The 19111-nt window shown below is 63.9% G+C and carries 21 protein-coding genes and 1 pseudogene; 5 read left to right on the forward strand and 17 right to left on the reverse strand.

The window, feature by feature from the left end:
* The 5 genes and pseudogenes from Q4F04_RS10025 to arsJ form a co-directional block, all read left to right on the forward strand.
* Positions 1–198: pseudogene (locus Q4F04_RS10025) on the forward strand (arsenical-resistance protein); the annotation flags it as partial.
* Positions 195–902 carry an arsenical resistance protein ArsH gene (gene arsH, locus Q4F04_RS10030; protein WP_303369690.1) on the forward strand — a complete coding sequence of 236 codons (708 nt, stop codon included), beginning with the start codon at positions 195–197 and terminating at the stop codon, positions 900–902. The pseudogene Q4F04_RS10025 and the gene arsH, both read left to right, overlap by 4 nt.
* Before the next feature lie 125 nt (positions 903–1027).
* The gene (locus tag Q4F04_RS10035) at positions 1028–1867 is read left to right on the forward strand and encodes a metalloregulator ArsR/SmtB family transcription factor (protein WP_303369691.1); all 840 of its coding nucleotides are present in this window, start codon (positions 1028–1030) and stop codon (positions 1865–1867) included.
* A gap of 4 nt (positions 1868–1871) precedes the next feature.
* Positions 1872–2879, forward strand: a complete 1008-nt coding sequence (locus Q4F04_RS10040) for an ArsJ-associated glyceraldehyde-3-phosphate dehydrogenase (RefSeq protein WP_303369692.1) — start codon at positions 1872–1874, stop codon at positions 2877–2879.
* Positions 2876–4147 (forward strand): organoarsenical effux MFS transporter ArsJ, encoded by a 1272-nt coding sequence (gene arsJ / locus Q4F04_RS10045; protein WP_303369693.1) that lies wholly within the window; start codon positions 2876–2878, stop codon positions 4145–4147. Before Q4F04_RS10040 ends, arsJ begins: the two co-directional genes overlap by 4 nt.
* On the opposite strand, the gene Q4F04_RS10050 is transcribed toward arsJ, so the two are convergent.
* The 17 genes from Q4F04_RS10050 to Q4F04_RS10130 all read right to left on the reverse strand — a co-directional run bounded on the left by Q4F04_RS10050 (position 4134) and on the right by Q4F04_RS10130 (position 18698).
* Positions 4134–5282 carry an MFS transporter gene (locus Q4F04_RS10050; protein WP_303369694.1) on the reverse strand — a complete coding sequence of 383 codons (1149 nt, stop codon included), beginning with the start codon at positions 5280–5282 and terminating at the stop codon, positions 4134–4136. The two genes, arsJ and Q4F04_RS10050, sit on opposite strands and share 14 nt — an antisense overlap.
* 2 nt (positions 5283–5284) lie before the next feature.
* A complete protein-coding gene (locus Q4F04_RS10055; protein ID WP_368660713.1) occupies positions 5285–6757 on the reverse strand; it encodes an NAD(P)-binding domain-containing protein in 1473 nt (490 codons plus the stop codon).
* Positions 6708–7010, reverse strand: coding sequence for a helix-turn-helix transcriptional regulator (locus Q4F04_RS10060; protein ID WP_303369696.1), 303 nt, complete (start codon positions 7008–7010; stop codon positions 6708–6710). Before Q4F04_RS10060 ends, Q4F04_RS10055 begins: the two co-directional genes overlap by 50 nt.
* 297 nt (positions 7011–7307) lie before the next feature.
* The gene (locus tag Q4F04_RS10065) at positions 7308–8303 is read right to left on the reverse strand and encodes a type IV secretion system protein (RefSeq protein ID WP_303369697.1); all 996 of its coding nucleotides are present in this window, start codon (positions 8301–8303) and stop codon (positions 7308–7310) included.
* Positions 8303–8815, reverse strand: coding sequence for a hypothetical protein (locus Q4F04_RS10070; RefSeq protein WP_303369698.1), 513 nt, complete (start codon positions 8813–8815; stop codon positions 8303–8305). Before Q4F04_RS10070 ends, Q4F04_RS10065 begins: the two co-directional genes overlap by 1 nt.
* Positions 8812–9777: an ATPase, T2SS/T4P/T4SS family gene (locus Q4F04_RS10075; protein WP_303369708.1), complete on the reverse strand. Its 966-nt coding sequence runs from the start codon at positions 9775–9777 to the stop codon at positions 8812–8814. Before Q4F04_RS10075 ends, Q4F04_RS10070 begins: the two co-directional genes overlap by 4 nt.
* Before the next feature lie 35 nt (positions 9778–9812).
* The gene (locus tag Q4F04_RS10080) at positions 9813–11219 is read right to left on the reverse strand and encodes a TrbI/VirB10 family protein (protein ID WP_303369699.1); all 1407 of its coding nucleotides are present in this window, start codon (positions 11217–11219) and stop codon (positions 9813–9815) included.
* On the reverse strand, positions 11216–11905 hold the full coding sequence (locus Q4F04_RS10085) for a TrbG/VirB9 family P-type conjugative transfer protein (protein ID WP_303369700.1): 690 nt from the start codon (positions 11903–11905) through the stop codon (positions 11216–11218). The genes Q4F04_RS10080 and Q4F04_RS10085 overlap by 4 nt, the downstream gene beginning before the upstream one ends.
* Before the next feature lie 8 nt (positions 11906–11913).
* Complete coding sequence (locus tag Q4F04_RS10090; RefSeq protein ID WP_303369701.1) at positions 11914–12597, reverse strand: virB8 family protein; 684 nt, start codon at positions 12595–12597, stop codon at positions 11914–11916.
* Between the two features lie 11 nt (positions 12598–12608).
* Positions 12609–13400: a type IV secretion system protein gene (locus tag Q4F04_RS10095; protein ID WP_303369702.1), complete on the reverse strand. Its 792-nt coding sequence runs from the start codon at positions 13398–13400 to the stop codon at positions 12609–12611.
* A 1-nt stretch (position 13401) separates the two neighbouring features.
* Complete coding sequence (locus Q4F04_RS10100; protein WP_303369703.1) at positions 13402–14568, reverse strand: transglycosylase SLT domain-containing protein; 1167 nt, start codon at positions 14566–14568, stop codon at positions 13402–13404.
* Positions 14561–14728: a hypothetical protein gene (locus tag Q4F04_RS10105; RefSeq protein WP_303369704.1), complete on the reverse strand. Its 168-nt coding sequence runs from the start codon at positions 14726–14728 to the stop codon at positions 14561–14563. The genes Q4F04_RS10100 and Q4F04_RS10105 overlap by 8 nt, the downstream gene beginning before the upstream one ends.
* On the reverse strand, positions 14725–17109 hold the full coding sequence (locus Q4F04_RS10110) for a type IV secretion system protein B4 (protein WP_303369705.1): 2385 nt from the start codon (positions 17107–17109) through the stop codon (positions 14725–14727). The genes Q4F04_RS10105 and Q4F04_RS10110 overlap by 4 nt, the downstream gene beginning before the upstream one ends.
* The gene (locus Q4F04_RS10115; RefSeq protein ID WP_303369706.1) at positions 17099–17377 is read right to left on the reverse strand and encodes a type IV secretion system protein VirB3; all 279 of its coding nucleotides are present in this window, start codon (positions 17375–17377) and stop codon (positions 17099–17101) included. Before Q4F04_RS10115 ends, Q4F04_RS10110 begins: the two co-directional genes overlap by 11 nt.
* A gap of 1 nt (position 17378) precedes the next feature.
* Positions 17379–17675, reverse strand: coding sequence for a TrbC/VirB2 family protein (locus tag Q4F04_RS10120; RefSeq protein WP_136652211.1), 297 nt, complete (start codon positions 17673–17675; stop codon positions 17379–17381).
* Positions 17672–18271, reverse strand: coding sequence for a lytic transglycosylase domain-containing protein (locus Q4F04_RS10125; RefSeq protein ID WP_303369709.1), 600 nt, complete (start codon positions 18269–18271; stop codon positions 17672–17674). The genes Q4F04_RS10120 and Q4F04_RS10125 overlap by 4 nt, the downstream gene beginning before the upstream one ends.
* Before the next feature lie 37 nt (positions 18272–18308).
* Positions 18309–18698 carry a hypothetical protein gene (locus tag Q4F04_RS10130; protein WP_303369707.1) on the reverse strand — a complete coding sequence of 130 codons (390 nt, stop codon included), beginning with the start codon at positions 18696–18698 and terminating at the stop codon, positions 18309–18311.
* Positions 18699–19111: the final 413 nt, after the last annotated feature.

Consider the following 19111-nt stretch of genomic DNA (forward strand, 5'->3'; position numbering starts at 1 on the left):
ACCGCCGCCGGCAACAACTTCGAACTGGCCATTGCGGTGGCCATTGCAGCCTACGGCTTGGCCTCGCCGGTGGCCTTCGCCGCCGTGATCGGCCCACTGGTCGAGGTGCCGGTGCTGATCGGGCTGGTCAATGTGGCCTTGTGGCTGGGGAGCCGCTGGTTTTCCGAAGATGTGGCGCTGAAGGAGGCCCGCGCATGATCCCCGATCTGCCGAACCTGTCGCCCGACGCCGTCCGCCAGCCGAGCCTGCCCACGGTTTCCCGCGCGACCCATCCCCCGCGCATCCTCCTGCTCTACGGCTCGCTGCGGGAACGCGCCTACAGCCGCTTCGCCACGCTGGAGGCCGAGCGCCTGCTGCGCCACTTCGGCTGCGAGACGCGCGTCTTCCACGCCAACGGTCTGCCGCTGCCCGACGATGCCGAGGCCTCGCATCCCAAGGTGCAGGAGTTGCGCGAGCTGTGCCTGTGGTCCGAGGGGCAGGTCTGGACCAGTCCCGAGCGGCATGGTGCCATGACCGGCGTGATGAAGTCCCAGATCGACTGGATTCCGCTGTCGATGGGGGCAATCCGACCCACTCAAGGCCGCACCCTGGCGCTGATGCAGGTGTCTGGAGGCTCGCAGTCCTTCAACGCCGTGAACCAGATGCGCGTCCTTGGTCGCTGGATGCGGATGATCACGATCCCGAACCAATCCTCGGTCGCCAAGGCTTATGACGAGTTCGACGCGGCCGGCCGGATGCGCCCCTCGAGCTACTACGACCGCATTGTGGACGTGATGGAAGAGCTGGTGAAGTTCACGCTGCTGACCCGCGACCTGTCGGGCTTCCTGACCGACCGCTACAGCGAGCGGAAAGAGACTGCGCAGGCCCTGATGAAGCGGGTGAACCTCACGGCGGCGACGTGATCTCAGCCGTGTCGCCAGATCTTGATGGCTGACACGAGCAAGATCGCGACCAACACCGGCAGAACAGCCAAACTGTCATCAAAACTTCACTGGACTCGAGCCCTTATTTCCGACATTCGGGAAATATGGAAACGAGCCGCGCTGCCCTTGCTTTCACCACCCTTGGTCATCCCGACCGGCTGGCCGTGTTTCGCCTGCTTATGCGCTTCGCGCCACGCGGCGTGCGCCCGACCGAGATCGCCGAAGCGCTCGGGTTGAAGCAGAACACGCTGTCGCATCACCTCTCCGACCTCACCGCCTCCGGCCTGGTGCAGGTCGAGCGTCATGGGCGGTCGCTGTTCTACGCGGTCGATCTTGATACGGCCGAGGGGCTGATCGGCTACCTCGCACTCGACGTGGGCCGGGCCCGGCCCGATCTTCTTGCTCCCCTCCTGATCTCCCGGAAGGACGCTGCCATGCGCGATGCCGACTTCGACGTGCTGTTCATCTGTTCGGGAAACTCCGCCCGTTCGATCTTTGCCGAGGTGCTGCTGTGCGACCTCGGCCGCGGCAAGTTCCAGGCCTTCTCGGCCGGCACCCGCCCCAACACTCAGCTCAACCCCGTTGCGCTGGAGATCCTCACGCGCAACGGACACGACATCGCGGGACTGCGGTCCAAGCACATCTCGGAATTCCAGCAGCCGGATGCACCGGTGATGGACTTTGTCTTCACCGTCTGCGACACGGCAGCAGCCGAGGAATGCCCGCCCTGGCCGGGTCAGCCGATCACCGGCCACTGGGGGCTCCCCGACCCGGTGAAGGCCACTGGGACGGATGCGGAGAAGGCGCTGGCCTTCGCCCAGACCTACGCGGCACTGCGCCGCCGGATTGAAGCCTTCGTCGAGCTGCCCTTCGCCAGCCTGAGCCGGATGTCCCTGCAAGCCCATGTCGATGCCATCGGCACCGACCTTCCCGTGAAAGGCTGATCCGATGCCCCGCATCGCCCTGAACGGCCTCGGCCGGATCGGAAAACTTGTCCTGCGCGACCTCATCGACACTGGTGCCGCTGGCGAGATCGTGCTTCTGAACGACCCTGTGGGCGATGCCGAGCAGCACGCGCTGCTGATGGAGTTCGACTCCGTCCATGGCCGCTGGCGCACGCCTGTCGGCTATCAGGATGGCGCGCTGGTGCTGGATGGCCGCGCCATCCGCCTGACGCATGGGAAGACCATCGAGGCCTTGCCGCTCGCCGAACTGGGCGTCGATCTGGTGATCGACTGCACGGGGGTGTTCAAGACCGCCGCCAAGGTGGCGCCTTACTACGCAGCCGGGGTGAAGAAGGTGGTCGTCAGCGCGCCGGTCAAGGATGGCGGCGCGCTGAATCTCGTCTACGGGGTGAACCATGACCTCTACGACGGTTCGCAGACCCTGATCACGGCGGCCTCCTGCACTACGAACTGCCTTGCCCCGGTGGTGAAGGTGATCCACGAGGCGCTTGGCATCCGCCACGGCTCGATCACGACCATCCACGATGTCACCAACACCCAGACCATCGTGGATCGCCCGGCCAAGGACATGCGCCGGGCGCGGTCGGCCCTGATGAACCTGATCCCCACGACGACCGGCAGCGCCACGGCGATCACGCTGATCTATCCCGAACTGAAGGGCCGCCTGAACGGCCATGCCGTGCGGGTGCCGCTGCTGAACGCATCCCTGACCGACTGCGTGTTCGAGGTGGAGCGCGCGACGACGGCAGAGGAGGTGAACGCCCTGTTCGCTGCCGCCGCAGAGGGCCCGCTGAAAGGCATCCTCGGCTATGAGACGCGACCGCTGGTGTCCTGCGACTTCACCAACGACCTGCGGTCTTCGATCATCGACGGGCTTTCCACCATGGTGATCAACGGCACGCAGGTGAAGATCTACGCCTGGTATGACAACGAGTGGGGCTATGCCTGTCGGTTGGCTGACATCGCGCGCATGGTGGCGGGGTCCTTATGAGCGACGCCGTGAGCCGGGCTGCCCCGCCGCCCGATCCCTTGCGCGCCTATGCTGCCGTCACCGCGGCCTACTGGGCCTTCATGCTGTCGGACGGCGCGCTGCGGATGTTGGTGCTGCTGCACTTCAACACGCTGGGCTTCACGCCCGTCCAGCTTGCCTGGCTGTTCCTGCTCTATGAGGTTGCAGGCATCGTCACCAACCTGGCCGCCGGCTGGCTGGCCGCGCGGTTCGGGCTTGCCGCGACGCTTTATGGCGGGTTGGCGCTGCAGATCGGTGCGTTGATTTCCCTGGCGCAGCTGGACCCCGGCTGGGGTGTCGCGGCATCTGTTGCCTTTGTCATGGCGGTGCAGGGCGTGTCCGGCGTGGCCAAGGACTTGGCCAAGATGTCCTCGAAATCGGCCGTCAAGCTGCTGGCCCCCCAGGAGGCGGGCGGGCTGTTTCGCTGGGTGGCCGTGCTGACCGGATCGAAGAACGCGGTGAAGGGTCTCGGCTTCTTCCTCGGCGCGGCGCTGCTGGCGCTGGCAGGCTTCGAGGCGGCGGTCTGGGGCATGGCCGGGGTGCTGGCCCTGATCCTGATCGCGGTCGTCCTGTTCCTGCCCGCAGGCCTGCCCGGCCGCATGAAGTCCGACGAAGCCTGGAGCGGCTGGCGGTCGAAGGACGTCCGCGTCAACCGCCTCAGCCTCGCGCGCATGTTCCTGTTCGGCGCGCGCGATGTCTGGTTCGTGGTGGGCGTGCCGGTCTATTTCCAGTCTGTCCTGTCGGACGGCACAGCCGAAGGGCGGCGCGAGGCGTTCTTCCTGATCGGCAGCTTCCTCGCGCTCTGGATCATCGCCTATGGCGCCGTGCAGGCCTTTGCGCCGCGCCTTCTGGGCAGCAAGGGCCAGCCCGTGGCGGAGACCACCCACAAGGCGATCTTCTGGTCGGGATTGCTGGTGCCGATCCCCTTTCTGCTGGCGGGAGCGGCATGGGCTGCGGGCGGGCCGTCGGTCTGGCTGACTGCGACCCTGATCACCGGGCTTCTGGCCTTCGGCTTTGTCTTCGCCGTCAACTCCTCGGTCCATTCCTACCTGATCCTGGCTTTTGGATCGGCGGAACGGATCACGCGGGACGTGGGCTTCTACTACATGGCCAATGCGGCGGGCCGCCTGATCGGCACGCTCCTCTCCGGGCTCAGCTACCAGATGGGCGGGCTGCCGCTGTGCCTGGCGACCGCCGGGGTCATGGCGCTGGCAAGCTGGCAGGCCGCGCGGCGCCTCAGCTCTGTCTGAGCAGGAACAGCGCTCCCGTCGCCAGCAGCCCGACCCCCGCCGTCAGCCAGATTGCCGACGAGCCCCAGCTTGCCAGCGCCGCGCCAAAGATCAGTGGGGCCGCCGCCTGGAGGACGCGCGCGGGCGCATTCAGCCAGCCGAGGCGCGCGCCATAGCCTGCGGCCCCGAACAGGGCCAGAGGAAGCGTTCCCTTGGCAATAGTGAGGATGCCGTTTCCTGCCCCGTGCAGGACCGCAAATGCGTATGCGGCAGGTCCGCCAAAGGCTGTCAGGCAGACGGCGGCAACGGGATGGGCCGAGGCTGCCAGCCGGGCCGAGGTGAGCGGATGGAGCCGCCGCAGAAGCCCGAATTCCAGAACCCGCGCCGCAACCTGCGCCGGGCCGATCAGGGCGCCCGCTGCAATCGCGACCGCCGTGCTGGCACCCGCGGCCTGCAACAGGCCCGGCAGATGGGCCGCCATGGCGGTGGAGTTGAACCAGGTGGCGGCAAAGACAAAGGCCAGCAACCACAAGGCAAACCGGGAGGGCGGCGGGCCTTCGGGCTCGACCATCGCCGGTGCGGCAATGCGCTCCGTCTGCCGGGGCAAGAGCGCGTTCAGCGGCAGCGCGAGGCAAAGGTGGACCAGCGCCCAGCCGAGACAGGCCTCGCGCCATCCCCAGGTGGCCAGCATCAATCCTGACAGGGGCCAGCCCACCGTGCTGGCAAACCCGGCAATCAGGGTGATGCCGGTGATTGGCCCGCGCGCCGCGCGACCATAGATGCCTGCGAGTGTGGCAAAGGCAGCTTCGTAGAGCCCCATTCCCATACCGAGCCCGACCACCGCCCAACCCAGGAACAAAACCGCTGGCGACGGCGCCACCGCAAGCAGTGTCAGCCCGCAGGCGAAGACGAGGTTCGACAACATCAGCACCCCCCGCCCGCCGATCCGGTCGATCCGCGCGCCAGCCCAGGGACCGATCACGGCCGAGACGACCATCGCCATGGAGAAGGCGCCGAAGACCCAGACCGGCGACAAGCCGAAGCTGGACGCCATCGGTGTCGCGAGAACGGCAGGAATGTAATAGCTTGCGGCCCAGCCAACTGTCTGCGTCGTGCCGAGGCATGCCACGACCGCACCGCGCCGGGCCTGCGGCAATCTCAGCAGCATGCGGCGGCTTTCACGGGTTCGGCCGACGTGCCGCAGCCGCAGCCCGACGCGCCGCTATCCTTGGCGGCTTCGTCTGCAGCACAGCAGGCATCGGCACGCGTCAGGGCAGGACCACCGCAGCAGGTGGCGGTCACTGCCTTTGCAGCCCGTGGGCCGGGGCCGCTGCAAACGCCGGTCTCCGGCAGGACAAGCTCCACCCGGGCAGCGGCTTCATGATCCCCTGCAATGGCAGCGACGATCGAGCGGACCTGCTCATGCCCGGTGGCCAGAAGGAAGGTCGGCGCCCGGCCATAGGACTTCATGCCGGCGATGTAGAAGCCTGGCTCCGGATGGGCCAGCTCTGCCGCGCCGTGCGGACGGACGGTGCCGCAGGAGTGGAGGTTCGGGTCGATCAGAGGGGCCAGCGCGGGCGGACATTCCAGCGCCGGGTCGAGCGCCACCCGCAGTTCGCGCAGGAAAGACAGGTCCGGCCGAAAGCCCGTCGCGATGACCAGCTCATCCACCTCGATGTGTCTGCCATCCGCAGACACGGCAGTCAGCGGCGTGGACCCCTCGACGGCGGCGAGGTGGAACCCGCTTTCAAGCCGAATGCTGCCGCTGTCCACCAGCCTCGCCATGTCAGTGCCAAGTGCACCGCGCGCCGCGAGCTGATCCCCCGCGCCGCCGCCCAGTGCCCGAGCAGTTGTGGGAGCCCGACAAAGCCAGAGCGCCGTGGTGCCGGGCAGGCCGGACAGCGCGATCAGCGTCCCGATGGCGGAATGGCCGCCACCCAGCACCGCGGCCCGCTTGCCTGAATAGCGCTCCCGTTCCCGCCCCGCGACGTCGGGCATGCCGTAGCTGATCCGAAGGTGACCCATCTCGCCCCGCACGGGACGGCCAGAACCGCCCGGGTTTGGCTGGAACCAGGTGCCGGTTGCGTCAATCACCGCGTCGGCATGATACCGCTCGTCGCCTGTCGGGCCTTCGGTCTCGATCACGAACGGCGCCGTGACGGGGCCTGCATCCTTGACCTTGTCGATCCCCTCTCGCGAGACTGCCAAGATATGGCGTCCCAAGCGCAGCCATGGGGCAAGCGTCTGTCCGAGCGGTTCGAGATAGCCCTCCACAAGCTCCGCGCCTGTTGGGTGCGCCTCAGGGTCGGGCGCTTGCCAGCCCGCATGCTTCAGCCGCCGCTCCGCGGCCGCGTCGATGTTGAACCGCCAGTTCGAGAACATCGGCACATGGCCCCATTCGCGAACGGAATGGCCGACGGCAATGCCCTGTTCCAGGATCAGTGGCCGCATCCCGCGTTCCAGAACATGCGCCGCCGCTGCCAGCCCGACTGGCCCCGCGCCAAGAATAGCAACTGTCCTTGCCATCATGCAGCTCCCGTTTTGCTGGAAATATCGAAATATGTCGCGCAGAAAGGCATGATCAGGTCCCCGGGCCGCAGGCATCGGCGCAGCATTCCGCCGCCAGGTCATCGATCAGGCCGCGCATCACGGGGTAGTTGGTCCGGCAAATCAGGGAGGTGCCAACCCGTTCCTGCTGGATCAGATCGACCCGAACCAGGGCGCGACAATGATGAGACAGCGTCGAGCCCGGGATGCCCAGCCTTTCCTGGATCTGTCCAACCGACAGCCCCGGATCGCCAGCCCGGACAAGCAGTCGATAAAGCCGCAGCCGTGTTGGGTTGCCAAGCGCGGCAAGGCGGGAGGCGGCAAGGTCGATGTCCATGGATCAGCTCCTTAAACCATAATTCTAGAATAATCGAAATAGATCGTCAATCTTTGAGCGTTGAGCGGAGCATCTTTCTGCTTCTGCGAGATCTCTGTTGCGCTGCACTGTGTCTGAATGACCGCTGTGGGCTCAAATCGGCCGGTGGCCTGCTTCGCAGGTTGGCGTAGGCTTCTAGTCGTTCCACATCCTGCGATCAGTCCCGGCAGGTAACCGATGGCCGTCACCACGCCGCAATGACGGACGGTGCGGCCCCAGTTATCCCAACTTTTTTTATTCTTCTGCCGTGGCCTTTGATCAGGGGCTGCCTTGGACGCGGTTCGATCGCGCCAGCCTTGCCATAGCGCCAGCAGCGGCAGACGCTCCCTGCGCCGTGGTCCGGACGGCGGTTGTGGTTGCCTCGGTCGCAACCGCCGACACGCCGGCCGTCTTGGCTGCGGCCATGATGCCGACCGCTGCCATCGGAGCGGCCATAGGAGAGGCAAGCGTGATATTGCCGCTGATCTGGCGAACGATCATGGGAACTAGAAGGATTCCGATGATCGCGAGGAACACCATGACGATGAAGGGCAGGAGCTGGCCCAACGAAGTCGCCGCAGCGATATTGTTCATGCGATCAATGATCCCATCGGTCATGCCGAACACCACCGAAAACACGGCCGCCATGATGAGCGGATACAGCATATAGCTGATGAGGCCGGACAGCCAGTTTTCAAAATAATCAGACGTGACCTTGAAAATCGTCATGATAATCATGATCGGGGCGATGCCCACATAGAGAGTCAGCATGATCTTGGCGAACACCATCACGGCCCCAGCCAGCGCCGCCGTGACGCCAAGCAGGAAGGAGGCGACAACGCCCCAGACGCCCCCGCCGACCCAGTTCATCCGCTCGATGGCGGTGTTCGAGACACGCTGCTGATAATCGAGAAACTTGTCAAATTCTCCAGCGAAGTACGTAGAATCCGCAGTCGACGAACCGCCAATCGAGCCAATGATCTGCCCCGCTATGGTCTGGATGCCAGTCTCAATGGCATTGGTCACGAGATTAAACTGCGCCCAGTTGAGCGCGAATACCGACACCAGCGTCAGCTTGACGATCAGCAGGATCGAGGTCCGGGCATCCACGCTGCGGTATTGAAGCGTCGCATTTGCGGCGACAAGCACGATCGCCAAGGTTGACATCAACGCCCCAACTGTGCCGGCTGCGCCGATCAGCGATCCGAACGTGGTTTGAGCGATGTTGTCGAGGAAGCTTTCGCTCGATTCGACCATCCACGAGACGATAGCCATTACTGCATTTCCTTGTTGCAGAGCTTTTCGGCTTCGCGGCGGCGGATACGGTTTGCTACGTTAATCTTAAGTTCAGCGTTCTTTTGGTCAGAAATATCCATGTTTGCGAAGATGGTCTGGTAGATCAGATCAGCCTCGTCCCAGGAGGGAACGCGCGTCTCGCAGTTGCAGGTGCCGGCACTCTCCACATTTCGAATCCAGATCGCATCGTAGATTTCAGTCAGAAGGCGAGATTTGTAGACCTCCCTTCCAGACAGGTTCTCCCGCCACGCCGGACGTTCTTGCGGCGGGCAGCCGTAAAGCGAGGGTTCGGCCGTCCTTTCCGACATATCTGGCATGGTCAGGTCCACGAACGGGTCAGGCTGTGGCACTGCAGCCCCATCAGGCGGGGCGACGTCTTCCTGGCCGGCAGGAGCGCCCAGGTTGGGCATGGTCAGATCCATGAAGGGATCGGACTGCGCGCCCGCCATCTGCGGCAGCGCCAGCGCGATCATCAGGGCCAGTCGTTTCATGGCGTGTCTCCTTCAGCCATCCGCGAGGGCAGGTAGAACTCGGTGATCCCCCGCTCGCCATTGTCCCGTGCAGCCTGCACGATCACGTCGATCGACCCCCGGATATAGGCCAGCATATCCTGATAGGTCATCGGCAGGTTCGACTTGAGCGCCGCAATCGCCAGGCGTGCAATTGCCAGTTGCGGTGTCTCGGCATGGAGCGTCGTCATCGAGCCGCCATGCCCCGTGTTGATCGCTTCCAGAAAGGTCATTGCCTCGGCGCCCCGGACCTCACCTACGATCAGCCGATCCGGCCGCATTCGCAGCGCCGAAGTCAGCAGCGCATCCGTGGTCCGCACGGAATCCTCTTCGCGATCCGACAGCAGCGTGACGACATTCGCCTGCGGCGGTAGCAGTTCCGCTGCTTCCTCGATTGTCACCAGCCGTTCGCTCGGACCGACATAGGAGAGCAGCTTGCGCGCCAGCACGGTCTTACCGGTCGAGGTTCCACCAGACACGATCATGTTGAGCTTGTGGTCGATGCAGAAGCGGCAGGCCGCTTCCACATCACCGGCGGCAACGAGAGTGCGCAGCTCGGCTCCGCGCTCCTGCCGCACCTTCTCGGTCGAGTATTCTGCCCCGTGCAGGAACTTCACCTTTATCTCTTCCAGAGGCAACGTCGAGAAGAACCGCATCGAGATCGAGGTGCCACGATGGACCGCCGGGGGGCCGACGACCTGGAACCGGACTGGCCGCCCCTCATAGATGACCGACCCGGAAATAATCGGCTTCTTCGCGCCGAAGGTGCTGTTGCCCGACGAGGCGATGTTGCGGGCAAGATCAGCCATCTCGCTTTCGGACAGCGTCTGGCCGGTGCTTTGCATGGCGTGATCGCCCTGCATCTCGATCCAGACGCGGCCATCGGGGTTGACGCACAGCTCCACCAGCCGGTCGTTCTTCACCACGTCCCCGAACTTCGCCATTGCCTGCGAAAAGTAGCTGATGGACCGGCCCGTCATCAGAAGATCTCCAGGTCACGGTCCACCATGACGGTGATCCGCGAGCCCTGCTTGACCTGGATCGTCGGCGGAATTCGCAGATAGTCCGCCATCACCGAACTGGTCGCGTTCGCCAGATCGTCGCCCACGTCCTCTGCCGCTTCACGGGCGTTGTCGTTATCGACATCGTCGGCTGCGAGGCCGGGAAGCGCCGACACCAGAGAGATCAGCGCGGCCGATCCGAACCGTTGGGCGAAGCGCGAGTTGACCCGCCCCGTGGTGCCCGAGCGGCCGATTTCATCGGCGCCATAGGCCGAGATCGTCACGCTCTGGTTGTCGGGCAGGATAATCCGCTCCCAGGCTACCAGCACGCGGTTCTGGCCGATCTCAACCCCAGCCGAGTATTTCCCGATCAGCTTGCTGCCGCGCGGGATCAGGCGGCGCGAGCCGTCATAGGAGTGAACATCCTCGGTCACGACCGCTCGGATCGGACCGGGGAGGGTGGAATCGAGCGCGGTTTCAAGGGCCGCCTGGATGACCGTGCCCTGCGTCACCGTGTTCGACGGATTGACGATCACCTGCGCCCGCTGGACCGGCGCGGGCTTGCCCGCGTTACGCACGAACTCCTCGTTCGGATCGAGGCGCGCGGCCTCCTGCTGCGCCTGCCCGTCAGCACCGCCGGCACCGGCCATGCCACCACCGCCGATCGCGATCATCGGGGAGTTACGCCGCCGTTCGGCTGCTTCCTCCGCCTCCTGACGGCGGCGCTCGAACTCCGCACGGTCAGGGTCGAAGCCCACCGGATCACCGGCCGGCACGGCCGTCACCGGCTGCCCGATACGCGCCAGCGACAGTTCGCTTTCAAGTTGTGCGATCTGCCGGCCGCGCTCCTGCAAGTCGCGTTCAAGCTCGCGCTCGCGTTCTGCCGCCTGCGTTTGAGCGTCCGTTGCCGCCGCAGTAGCGTCATCGAGCTGCTGCCGGAAGGCTTCCATCGCCGCTGCCGTCTCGGCGTCGGGTCCTTGGTCTGCCGATCCCTCGCGCAGCGCCGTGATCTCGCTCTGCATGGCGTTCAGCCGATCCAGAAGCTCGGCCGTTGCGGGATCGGTCTGCGGCTCGTTCTCGACTGGGGCAGGGGCAGGTGGGGTTTCGTCCCTGACCTGCTGCGACAGGGCCACAGGTTGCGCACGCGGGTTTTCCAGATCGCCCCAGGCGGAGCCGCCCCGCTGGAACTCGCTAGAGGTCTGCGTGGCAAGCGGCGCTTCCGCGCTGCCACGTGACAGCGTGTAATAGACGAAGCCGGCAGGGATGACGCTGGCGGCGATTGCCGCAGCGATAACGCCTGGCGACCGGCGCGAGCGCCGGCCGCGCTCCGGGTCGGAGTCCAGCGATTTCAGGCGGGCCGTGAGATCGGGTTCTTCCTGGGTCACTTGACGGCTCCCATCATCGCAATCGTGTTTTCGATGTCGCCCACTCGCAGTACCCAATAGGGGCTTGTCCCCGAGACCCGCACGGTGCCGTCGTTCATGGTCTGGCTGTTCACCGATCGCTCACGACCAGCCGACACCGAGAAGATCGAGGGCATCTCTCCGTTCGAGCGGAACTTGAAATAGGTGAACGTCCCATCGTCCCACACCTGCCGCGGCGTGATCGAGGTCAGCGCATCGGCCCCGTAGTTGGCGTTCGGCGCGCGCCGCTGGACAGCCTTCGACGGCGCGGCGGCGGAGCTGCCGCCCGAATGGGAGAAGCGCACGGCATAGTATTCCGCGTCTTTCGATTCTCGGGCGGCGAAGTAGTAGGTGTGCTTGTCCGTGAACACGGTGATGTTCGTCCGCGCGCCCGCCATGCGCGGCTTGACGACGACCGCGCGTCCGCCCGGCACTGCGTCGAAGTCGAAGCTGTCCGTGTCGCCTGCGACCACCGACACGATTTCTTCTCCGGGCCCGAATTCGATGCTGGTGACGCGCTCCTGCATCAGCGCCAGGTTATAGACTTGGCCATCCACATAGCGCGCTTCGCGAATGCGCGGGTCATGCGCGCCAGCGCGCGGGGTGACTTCCGCCACTGCGACCGCCGGAACGAGTGCCGCCGCTGCAAAGACGATCCCTTTCATCATGGCCTGCCTCATTGGAACCTGTCGGACGTGATCGCGTATTCGCGCACCCGGAAGCCAAAGGGATTGGCCCAGACATCAGCCAGCTCTCGCGTTTCCGCCGGGGTGAACTCGAAGGCCAGCGTGACCGTGAACGAACCGACCGTCTCGCCGTTCTGGTCGCGCAGCCGCTTGTTGATCCGCACTTGGGCGCGGTCGTTGGTGATGGGGGTGATCGATACGACCTCCACATCCATCCGCGCCCGATCGCCATACTTTCTGGGTGGGTAGTCGCGGCTTTCGCTCGACCACAACGCCCGCATCGTCTCGGCGGCATCGCCCGTGCTGCGTTTCAAGACCGAGCGGACGCGCAGATCGTTGTCGAGCTGGTTGTAGGTCTCGCGGTCGCGCACATAGGCATAAATCAGCGATTCCTGCACCGCCGCCCGCTCGCCCATCGAGATCGTCGTCACGTTGGCCGTGGGAACCGCCATCCCGGTCGTAGGATCGAAGGGTACCAGAGCCGGAGCCGGGGTCTCATGGCTCAGAGCGAGCATCATCATGCCAAGGCCCATGACCGCACCAAAGCCCAAGCCGGTGATCCCGAGAACCTTCCACTGGCCTTCGCGCCGTAGCGCGCCATAGACCATCTCCTCGGTCACGGTGTCCGCGACCACCGCCCCGGAGTCCGCGTTTTTCCGCTTTCTGTTCAGCATCGGTCAGCCCTTCAGTTCAGTTCCGGCATGGTCAGGTCCATGAACTGCTTTTCCTCTGCCATCTGCGCGGCGGCGCTTACGCCGGTCAGGCCATCTCCCACCGTCTGCATTGACTGGAGCTGCACGAGCTGGAGAAGGGTGATCCCGACCTCGACCATGATGCGCGAGTTGTGATCCGTCGCCGCCTTCACGTCCGGCTGGTTCGGGATTTCGGCCGCAAGCGCCGTGAAGCGTTCGGCGCTCACCCCCGAGCGCGCATAGGCTTCCTCCGCCACGGCTGCGACCATCGCCCCTGTCGTCGCCTGCCGGGCCACGCGCTCTGCGCCGGGGTTGCCCGATTGTGCCATTTCCTGAACCTTGCCGCCGGGGAACCCGGCTTCCGCCATCACCTGACCGATCGACTTGTGGACCGAGCCGCAGGAATCCTCGATCAGTGAGGCCCAATCGCCCGTCCGCAGACCGGCTTGCAGGGTGTTCAGGATGCCATTGAAGTCCCGCTTCAGAAGGCAATCCAGCTTACCCCCCATGAGCAGGGCGAGAATATCTTTCTCGCCCGTCAGGGCCGCTTCAAGCGCCTGGAGCCGCGCATATTGCTCTTGCAGAACCTTGATCTGTTCCAGCAGCGCGTCGAGCTGTTCCGTCTGGATGCCCTGATCTTCCAGCATATGCCTGATTTGCTGAACCTGCTGTGCGAGGTTCTGCGGGTCGATCGTTGGCACCCCTTGGCCGGCAGCAGGCAGCGTTCCGAAAAGGCCGCCGGAAACACACGCGGCCAGAGCAAATTTTCTGATGAAATGCCGCATCCTAGAAATCCTCCATTGTCAGGTCGAGGAAGGCCTTTTCCTCTGCCTGCGATGTTGCAATTGTGAGCTGTTCCGCACTGATCGGCTTGGCGTTGGCGGCCTGCGTGCGGGCCATCAGGACCATGAGCCGCCCGATTTCCGCGCGCGCATAGGAATTGAGCGACATGGCCGAGGCATGGTCCGGCGTCTGGTCGATCTGGTCTAAGATCGCCATGAGCCGTTGCGCCGCAGCAGCCGTAGTCCTTTCCACCGCATCGCCATAGCCGGTCGCAGCCATGCCTTGCAGGCCGAGTTCGGCGTTCGCCAGCAATCCCGGCTCGATGGTCCCGAGCGCATCAATGCCGCCGACCTTCACCAGATATTCGTTATACTTGTTCGGCACGGCCTGGACGTAATGCCGGGTCTCGTTGAAGGGTGGGACGCCCCCGTGCTTCTGCACGTTGCCGGGACCGGCATTATAAGCGGCAAGGGCGTGAACCACATTGCCGTCGAACATATTTAGCATCTGTCCAAGATAGCGCGCACCGCCGCGCACTTGGATTACCGGATCGCTGATATAGGCGGGATGAATGCCGAGATCCTTGGCAGTCCCCTCCATGATCTGCGTAAGGCCATAGGCGCCCACCGGAGATCTTGCGGAAGCATTGAACCGACTTTCCTGCCAGATCAGCGCCTGCAACAGGCAGCGCCACTGGACGAGCGAAAGGCCTGCACTCTGTACGCCCGGCAGGCTGTGCGTCTCGCGCGCGATCTGAATGATGATCTGTTCGACTGAACCTGAGGCATCGCCAAAGAGGCGCGTCACATCGCCCGAGTTTTCCGTGACCGGATAGACGGTGGAGGCCGAATTTTCCGGGGCAGAGCCGGCTTCCAGACCCGCCACGACCGTGGCTGTGTCGCCTCCTGCCGTCAGGCTCGATGCATCGAGGATCTGCTGCAGCGCTTCCATCTGCGATTGTTTGATCGCATCGAGATTCGCACGTTCCCCTGCCTTCTGCTGCTGCAGCGCCGCATCCGCCACCATCTGCTGCAGGACTCTCGCGTTCTCCGCGAGAGCGTGGCTGTCGATTACCGGGACGCCCTGGCCGAAGCTGGCCGTTGCCACAGCAGCCAGCATCAAGCCGGAGAGGCCCCCCGCGAGCGGCAGGCGGCTTTTCCGGTCAGACATTGGCCATCACTGCTTCCTGCCATAGCTCCGGTAGCGGCGTGAACTTGCATACCGCCCGGCCCGAGCCGTCGAAACATTTGGATTTCACCGGCGCAGTCGTCGCCGTGGCACAGCCGCTGACAGCGAGCGCGAGGGCCAGCACCATCATCCGCTTCATCATTGCGCTTTCCTCCAGAAATCCGGGTGCGTCCGGTAATCCTCCCCTACGACTGTCTCGCCGGCTTTCAGCCCGCCGAGAACCGCGAGATACTGGCCTAAGGGGGACAGATCGGCGTCGATCACGACCGACCCCTGATCGTCGCGCACCAAGGCCAGATGCGAGGCCGGAGAGGCTCCGAGCATCACTTCCAGCTCCTTGTCGGTAAGTTGCAGCGGGCCGTAGTCGCTGGCCTTCGCCCGCGTGTTCGGCAGCAGGATCTGCGTCGGCAGCGCCTGCAGGATAGTGCTGCCCGTCCGCGTCTTTTCGAGCTGCGACGCGAACTGCGTCATCATCACGACGACCGTGTTCTGCTTGCGTGCGGTTACAAGCCAGTCCTCCAGCTTGGCCGCGAAGTACGGGTTGTCGAACGCCTTCCACGCTTCGTCGATCAGGACGATGGTGGGCTCGCGATCCTCGATCTTCCGCTCGATCCGGCGGAAGATGTAGGACAGGACCGCCATCCGGGCCGTTTCATTATCGGTGTCGAGAATCCCGGTCAGGTCGAAGCCGACCACCTCGCCATCGAGCGAGAACGTATCTTGGGTGGTGCCCCCGAAAATCCATCCGAACCGGCCGTCTGCTGCCCATTCGCGCACCCGCTCGAATAGGTCGCCCTCGTCGTCGGCCGAGCGGAACTGTCCTGCGAACTCGTCCCAATTCCGAAGGGCGGGATCGAGGGCTTCCGCGTTCTGCCGCACCACCTGCTGCACGAAATGGGTCTGCTGCGGCGTGAGCTGCGGTCCGCGCGATTCCAGCAGCGTCACCAGCCAGTCGGTCAGCCATTCCCGGCCTGAGGCATCGGTTTCCACCCACAGCGGGTTCAGCCCCGTGGCTTGGCCGCCGCGGATTGTCTTGTAGCTGCCCCCGAGCGCGCGCAGCCCCATTTCCAGCCCGTAGCGGTAATCGAAGGCGAAGATGCGGGCGCCCGCCCGCCGGGCCTGCGCCATCAGGAAGGTCGCCAGCACCGACTTGCCTGAGCCGGAACGGCCAAGAATGATCGTGTGGCCGCTCGTCGGTTCCGCCGAGGGCTGGCCGCGCTCGTGGAACGAGAACCGGAAGGCTGACCGCTCCGGGGTCGGGAAAATCGCTAGCGGAGTGCCCCACGGCGTCTCGTGCGGGGCTTTCCCCAGAGGGGTCCGGTGCAGCGCCGCCATGTCCGCGAAGTTCATGTTGGTGATCGCTGCGCGGCGGGCGCGGTAAGCCGCATTGCCCGGATGCTGCGCGAACAGATGCGCCCGTGCCGCATAGGGTTCGGTCAGCATCTTCACGCCCGAGGCGGCGGCGATGTTGCGGATTTCAGCAGCGATCGTGTCCAGCTTGCTTTCGCTGTCGGTGAACACCGCGACCGTCATGTGATGGTCGCCAAAGATCAGCCGTTGCGAGGCCAGATCGTCGGCAGCAGCCACCAGTTCCTGTTGCAGCGAGATCGCCGCATCCTCGGCCGACCGCATCATGTGAATCTGGCGACGGATGCGGTCAGCCATGACTGTCGAGTTGACCGGCGTGAAGCTGTGCGTAACCACCATGTCGAGGGGCAGTGCTAGGTCGTCGAACATCGTGCAGTAGGTCTGGCGCGGGTAGTTCTTCACCGCGAAGATCTGCCCGACCCGATCCGACACCGATCCGCCGGTCACATAGAACCTGCCGCCTTTGAAGCTGATCCGTGCGTTCGCCACATCGTCCGCCACGATGGACGGTGCTCCAACGCCACCGCGCGGGTACGTCGGCAGCTCAATTCCAGTGTTGAGGGATTCCAGAAAGCCGAGCAACTCACCCGAGGACGCGGTAAGAACACGCGCGTCCATCCCCGTGAAGCTCTGCGCGAGGAACTTCATGACCTCTTCGAGCTGGCGAACCTGCCCTTCGGCCTGCGCTCGCATCGTCGCGCCCGAGAGCCGCCGCAGCAACGGGACGCGCGACACCCCGACCGGGCGCTTGATGACGGTGATCGTCAGGGTCCGGTCGCGCAGGCCGGCCGCGGCCAGATGGCGCGACCAGCGCTCATCAACCGCGCCGGCGAAGCCGCGATCATGAATGGGCTTTGCAGCGAGATCGACCGCACGCGAAACCTTGTGGACGTAGAAGCTGAATCCTGCGCCAGCCTGGGCGATGATCGTCGCAAAGATCGCGCGCGCCTTGTCCAGATCAGCGTCGTCAGCGGTGAAGCTGTTGAGGCCAGTGACCCGAAGACACTGGAAAAATTCGTTACTGCGGGTTCGGATCGTCCGATCATCGGCCAGCCGCACATAGGGCAGATGCAGGGCCAGCCGCGCTTCCTTGCCGGTGAACTTCGGCATCATCGAAACGGCTGCAGGACCGCGTTCATCGAAATCACGGGGCATAGCTGTCTCCGCTCCAGACGTCGCGGTTCTTGGTCGGGCGCGTGTTCTGTGACACCACCCGGATCACGTCCATGAAATTCGGGTCCCATTCCGCCGCCATCCACAGCGCCGGGTAAGCCGCAGCCGCCACCAAGAAGGTCAGCAGCGACTGCGACCAGATCAGGACGAGAACGGTCCCGAAAATCCACAGCATCGCATAGAAGATCGGCAGCCCGAGAAGCCGGGGAGGCCGGATGAGACCAAGGAAAATCGGAGACCGTTCCGCCATCTTACGGTGCGCCCCAGATCGCGGAAGTGATGGTCGCGGCGCCCGCAACAATCGCAATCGCAACGACGACGAACATAGCCTGGCGGAAGTCGATGATGCCGAACAGCCAGCTTATCCCCACGCCGACCACTGCGAGGGTCGCGATGGCGATGCCGAGCGGACCCGTAATCGTGTCGATGATCCCTTGCAGCAGGTTCGTCACCGGCGACAGGTCGATGGACTGCGCCATAGCTGGATCGCCGCCCAGCATCACCGCCGCAATGGCGATGATGCCGAGATAAACCAGTGTCTTGCTCATGCAGATTCTCCTTTGAGCCGATTAAAAGCGGCCATTACCTTTGCAACATGGCCGACTGTTTCCCGGTAGGGCGGGATTCCTTGATATTTCTCTACTGCACCGGGACCGGCGTTATAGCCAGCAAGCGCCAATTCGGGAGTTCCGAACTTTCGCATAAGCATCAGGAGATAACGGGCAGAGCCGTCTAGATTTTGGTGAATATTGCGCGGATCGACACCGAGCGCCCTGGCGGTATCAGGCATTAGCTGTCCAAGGCCGACTGCGCCTACTCTCGAAACCGCCGTCTGATTGTAGGCGCTTTCAATCTCAACGTTGGCTTGGAAGAAGAATACCCAATCCGTCACGCTCATCTCGACGGAGCGCAGTATTGGATCACCGGCATAGCGCAGCGCGGTTTCGTGAATCGCTCTCAGAACTTCTCCGCGCGGCTGGACCGGGGGAGGCGCGCTAAAATCATTGGCATCAACCGCAGCCGTTTGCGGAACAGCCTCATGGTCTGGCAGGATCAAGACACCGCCAGAACCGTAGTGTTTCGCGAAACCTCGATGGGTTTCAATGCGGCCGAACGCACCGTCCGACCGAAAACTCATCACCAGACTATCAGCAGCCGCTGGGGTGGTTACGGCCAGCAGACTAGTTAGGGTCGTGACCGACCAGAACCTGCCCCTCGTGCGTAATCTCAACAGTCTCGCCCTTTACCATCGGGACTGCTGCCACTGTAATTCCAAGGTCCATAAGGAAACTCGTCACGCCGTGCGCAGAGAGGATAACCTTGGGGTCCATGTTCTTTTTTTGTACTACAATCAGACGATCAGCACGGTCAGGTGATACGCAGAACACCTGCCACTGACCTACCCAAGAGGAGCGTATCCTCTCGGCATCCTGAGCGCACAAGACCAGGACCGACCAGCCATCCGCTATCTTCTCTCTGAACCGATCCTCGTAAATCACGTGCCAGCGGTCTTTCTGCATCTGCTCCTCCATCCTGCGATGAAGGCCGTTCTTAAGCGTTTTTGGCTCCATGTGAACTGTCATGGCACCTGAACAGGTTCGATGGTGTCAGAACCGTTCTGGAAGGTCAATAAGGTTTCGATTTATTGAAACAGTTTGTTTGTACTTGTTTATACTCGCTTCGCATGAGCTTCCCGTCGGCTGCCAAGTGGCTTCTTCCCGACCGGCCGCCAACTACCGCATAGCGTGTGCGGATGCTAGGTTTCGGCCCGCCTTAAGACGGTCAGGCTCTTGGCAGGGGCCACAAGGATATGTCGAGTGGGTCTTGTGCCCAAGGGAGGCTCCTTAGGACAGCAGGTCACTGTTGTAGAGAGTGTCCGTAATGGGATCGTTCAACGTACACCCGGTCGGACTTCTGCTGACCCTCCACCCGGTGCCGCAAAACCTGCCCAATCCGATTCTCAGTTGACTGGTCCGATATGTTT

The organism is Paracoccus sp. (in: a-proteobacteria) (genome assembly GCF_030536915.1).
Classification (GTDB): domain Bacteria; phylum Pseudomonadota; class Alphaproteobacteria; order Rhodobacterales; family Rhodobacteraceae; genus Paracoccus.

Coding starts and splice junctions, on each gene's coding strand:
- Q4F04_RS10115 (WP_303369706.1), bottom strand. CDS start 17,377: ATGGCGGAACGGTCTCCGATTTTCCTTGGTCTCATCCGGCCTCCCCGG.
- Q4F04_RS10060 (WP_303369696.1), bottom strand. CDS start 7,010: ATGGACATCGACCTTGCCGCCTCCCGCCTTGCCGCGCTTGGCAACCCA.
- Q4F04_RS10055 (WP_368660713.1), bottom strand. CDS start 6,757: ATGACCTGGCGGCGGAATGCTGCGCCGATGCCTGCGGCCCGGGGACCT.
- Q4F04_RS10100 (WP_303369703.1), bottom strand. CDS start 14,568: ATGTCTGACCGGAAAAGCCGCCTGCCGCTCGCGGGGGGCCTCTCCGGC.
- Q4F04_RS10095 (WP_303369702.1), bottom strand. CDS start 13,400: ATGCGGCATTTCATCAGAAAATTTGCTCTGGCCGCGTGTGTTTCCGGC.
- Q4F04_RS10065 (WP_303369697.1), bottom strand. CDS start 8,303: ATGGCTATCGTCTCGTGGATGGTCGAATCGAGCGAAAGCTTCCTCGAC.
- Q4F04_RS10085 (WP_303369700.1), bottom strand. CDS start 11,905: ATGATGAAAGGGATCGTCTTTGCAGCGGCGGCACTCGTTCCGGCGGTC.
- arsH (WP_303369690.1), top strand. CDS start 195: ATGATCCCCGATCTGCCGAACCTGTCGCCCGACGCCGTCCGCCAGCCG.
- Q4F04_RS10130 (WP_303369707.1), bottom strand. CDS start 18,698: ATGGAGCCAAAAACGCTTAAGAACGGCCTTCATCGCAGGATGGAGGAG.
- Q4F04_RS10120 (WP_136652211.1), bottom strand. CDS start 17,675: ATGAGCAAGACACTGGTTTATCTCGGCATCATCGCCATTGCGGCGGTG.
- Q4F04_RS10040 (WP_303369692.1), top strand. CDS start 1,872: ATGCCCCGCATCGCCCTGAACGGCCTCGGCCGGATCGGAAAACTTGTC.
- Q4F04_RS10035 (WP_303369691.1), top strand. CDS start 1,028: ATGGAAACGAGCCGCGCTGCCCTTGCTTTCACCACCCTTGGTCATCCC.
- Q4F04_RS10110 (WP_303369705.1), bottom strand. CDS start 17,109: ATGCCCCGTGATTTCGATGAACGCGGTCCTGCAGCCGTTTCGATGATG.
- Q4F04_RS10075 (WP_303369708.1), bottom strand. CDS start 9,777: ATGGCGAAGTTCGGGGACGTGGTGAAGAACGACCGGCTGGTGGAGCTG.
- Q4F04_RS10070 (WP_303369698.1), bottom strand. CDS start 8,815: ATGAAACGACTGGCCCTGATGATCGCGCTGGCGCTGCCGCAGATGGCG.
- Q4F04_RS10105 (WP_303369704.1), bottom strand. CDS start 14,728: ATGATGAAGCGGATGATGGTGCTGGCCCTCGCGCTCGCTGTCAGCGGC.
- Q4F04_RS10090 (WP_303369701.1), bottom strand. CDS start 12,597: ATGCTGAACAGAAAGCGGAAAAACGCGGACTCCGGGGCGGTGGTCGCG.
- arsJ (WP_303369693.1), top strand. CDS start 2,876: ATGAGCGACGCCGTGAGCCGGGCTGCCCCGCCGCCCGATCCCTTGCGC.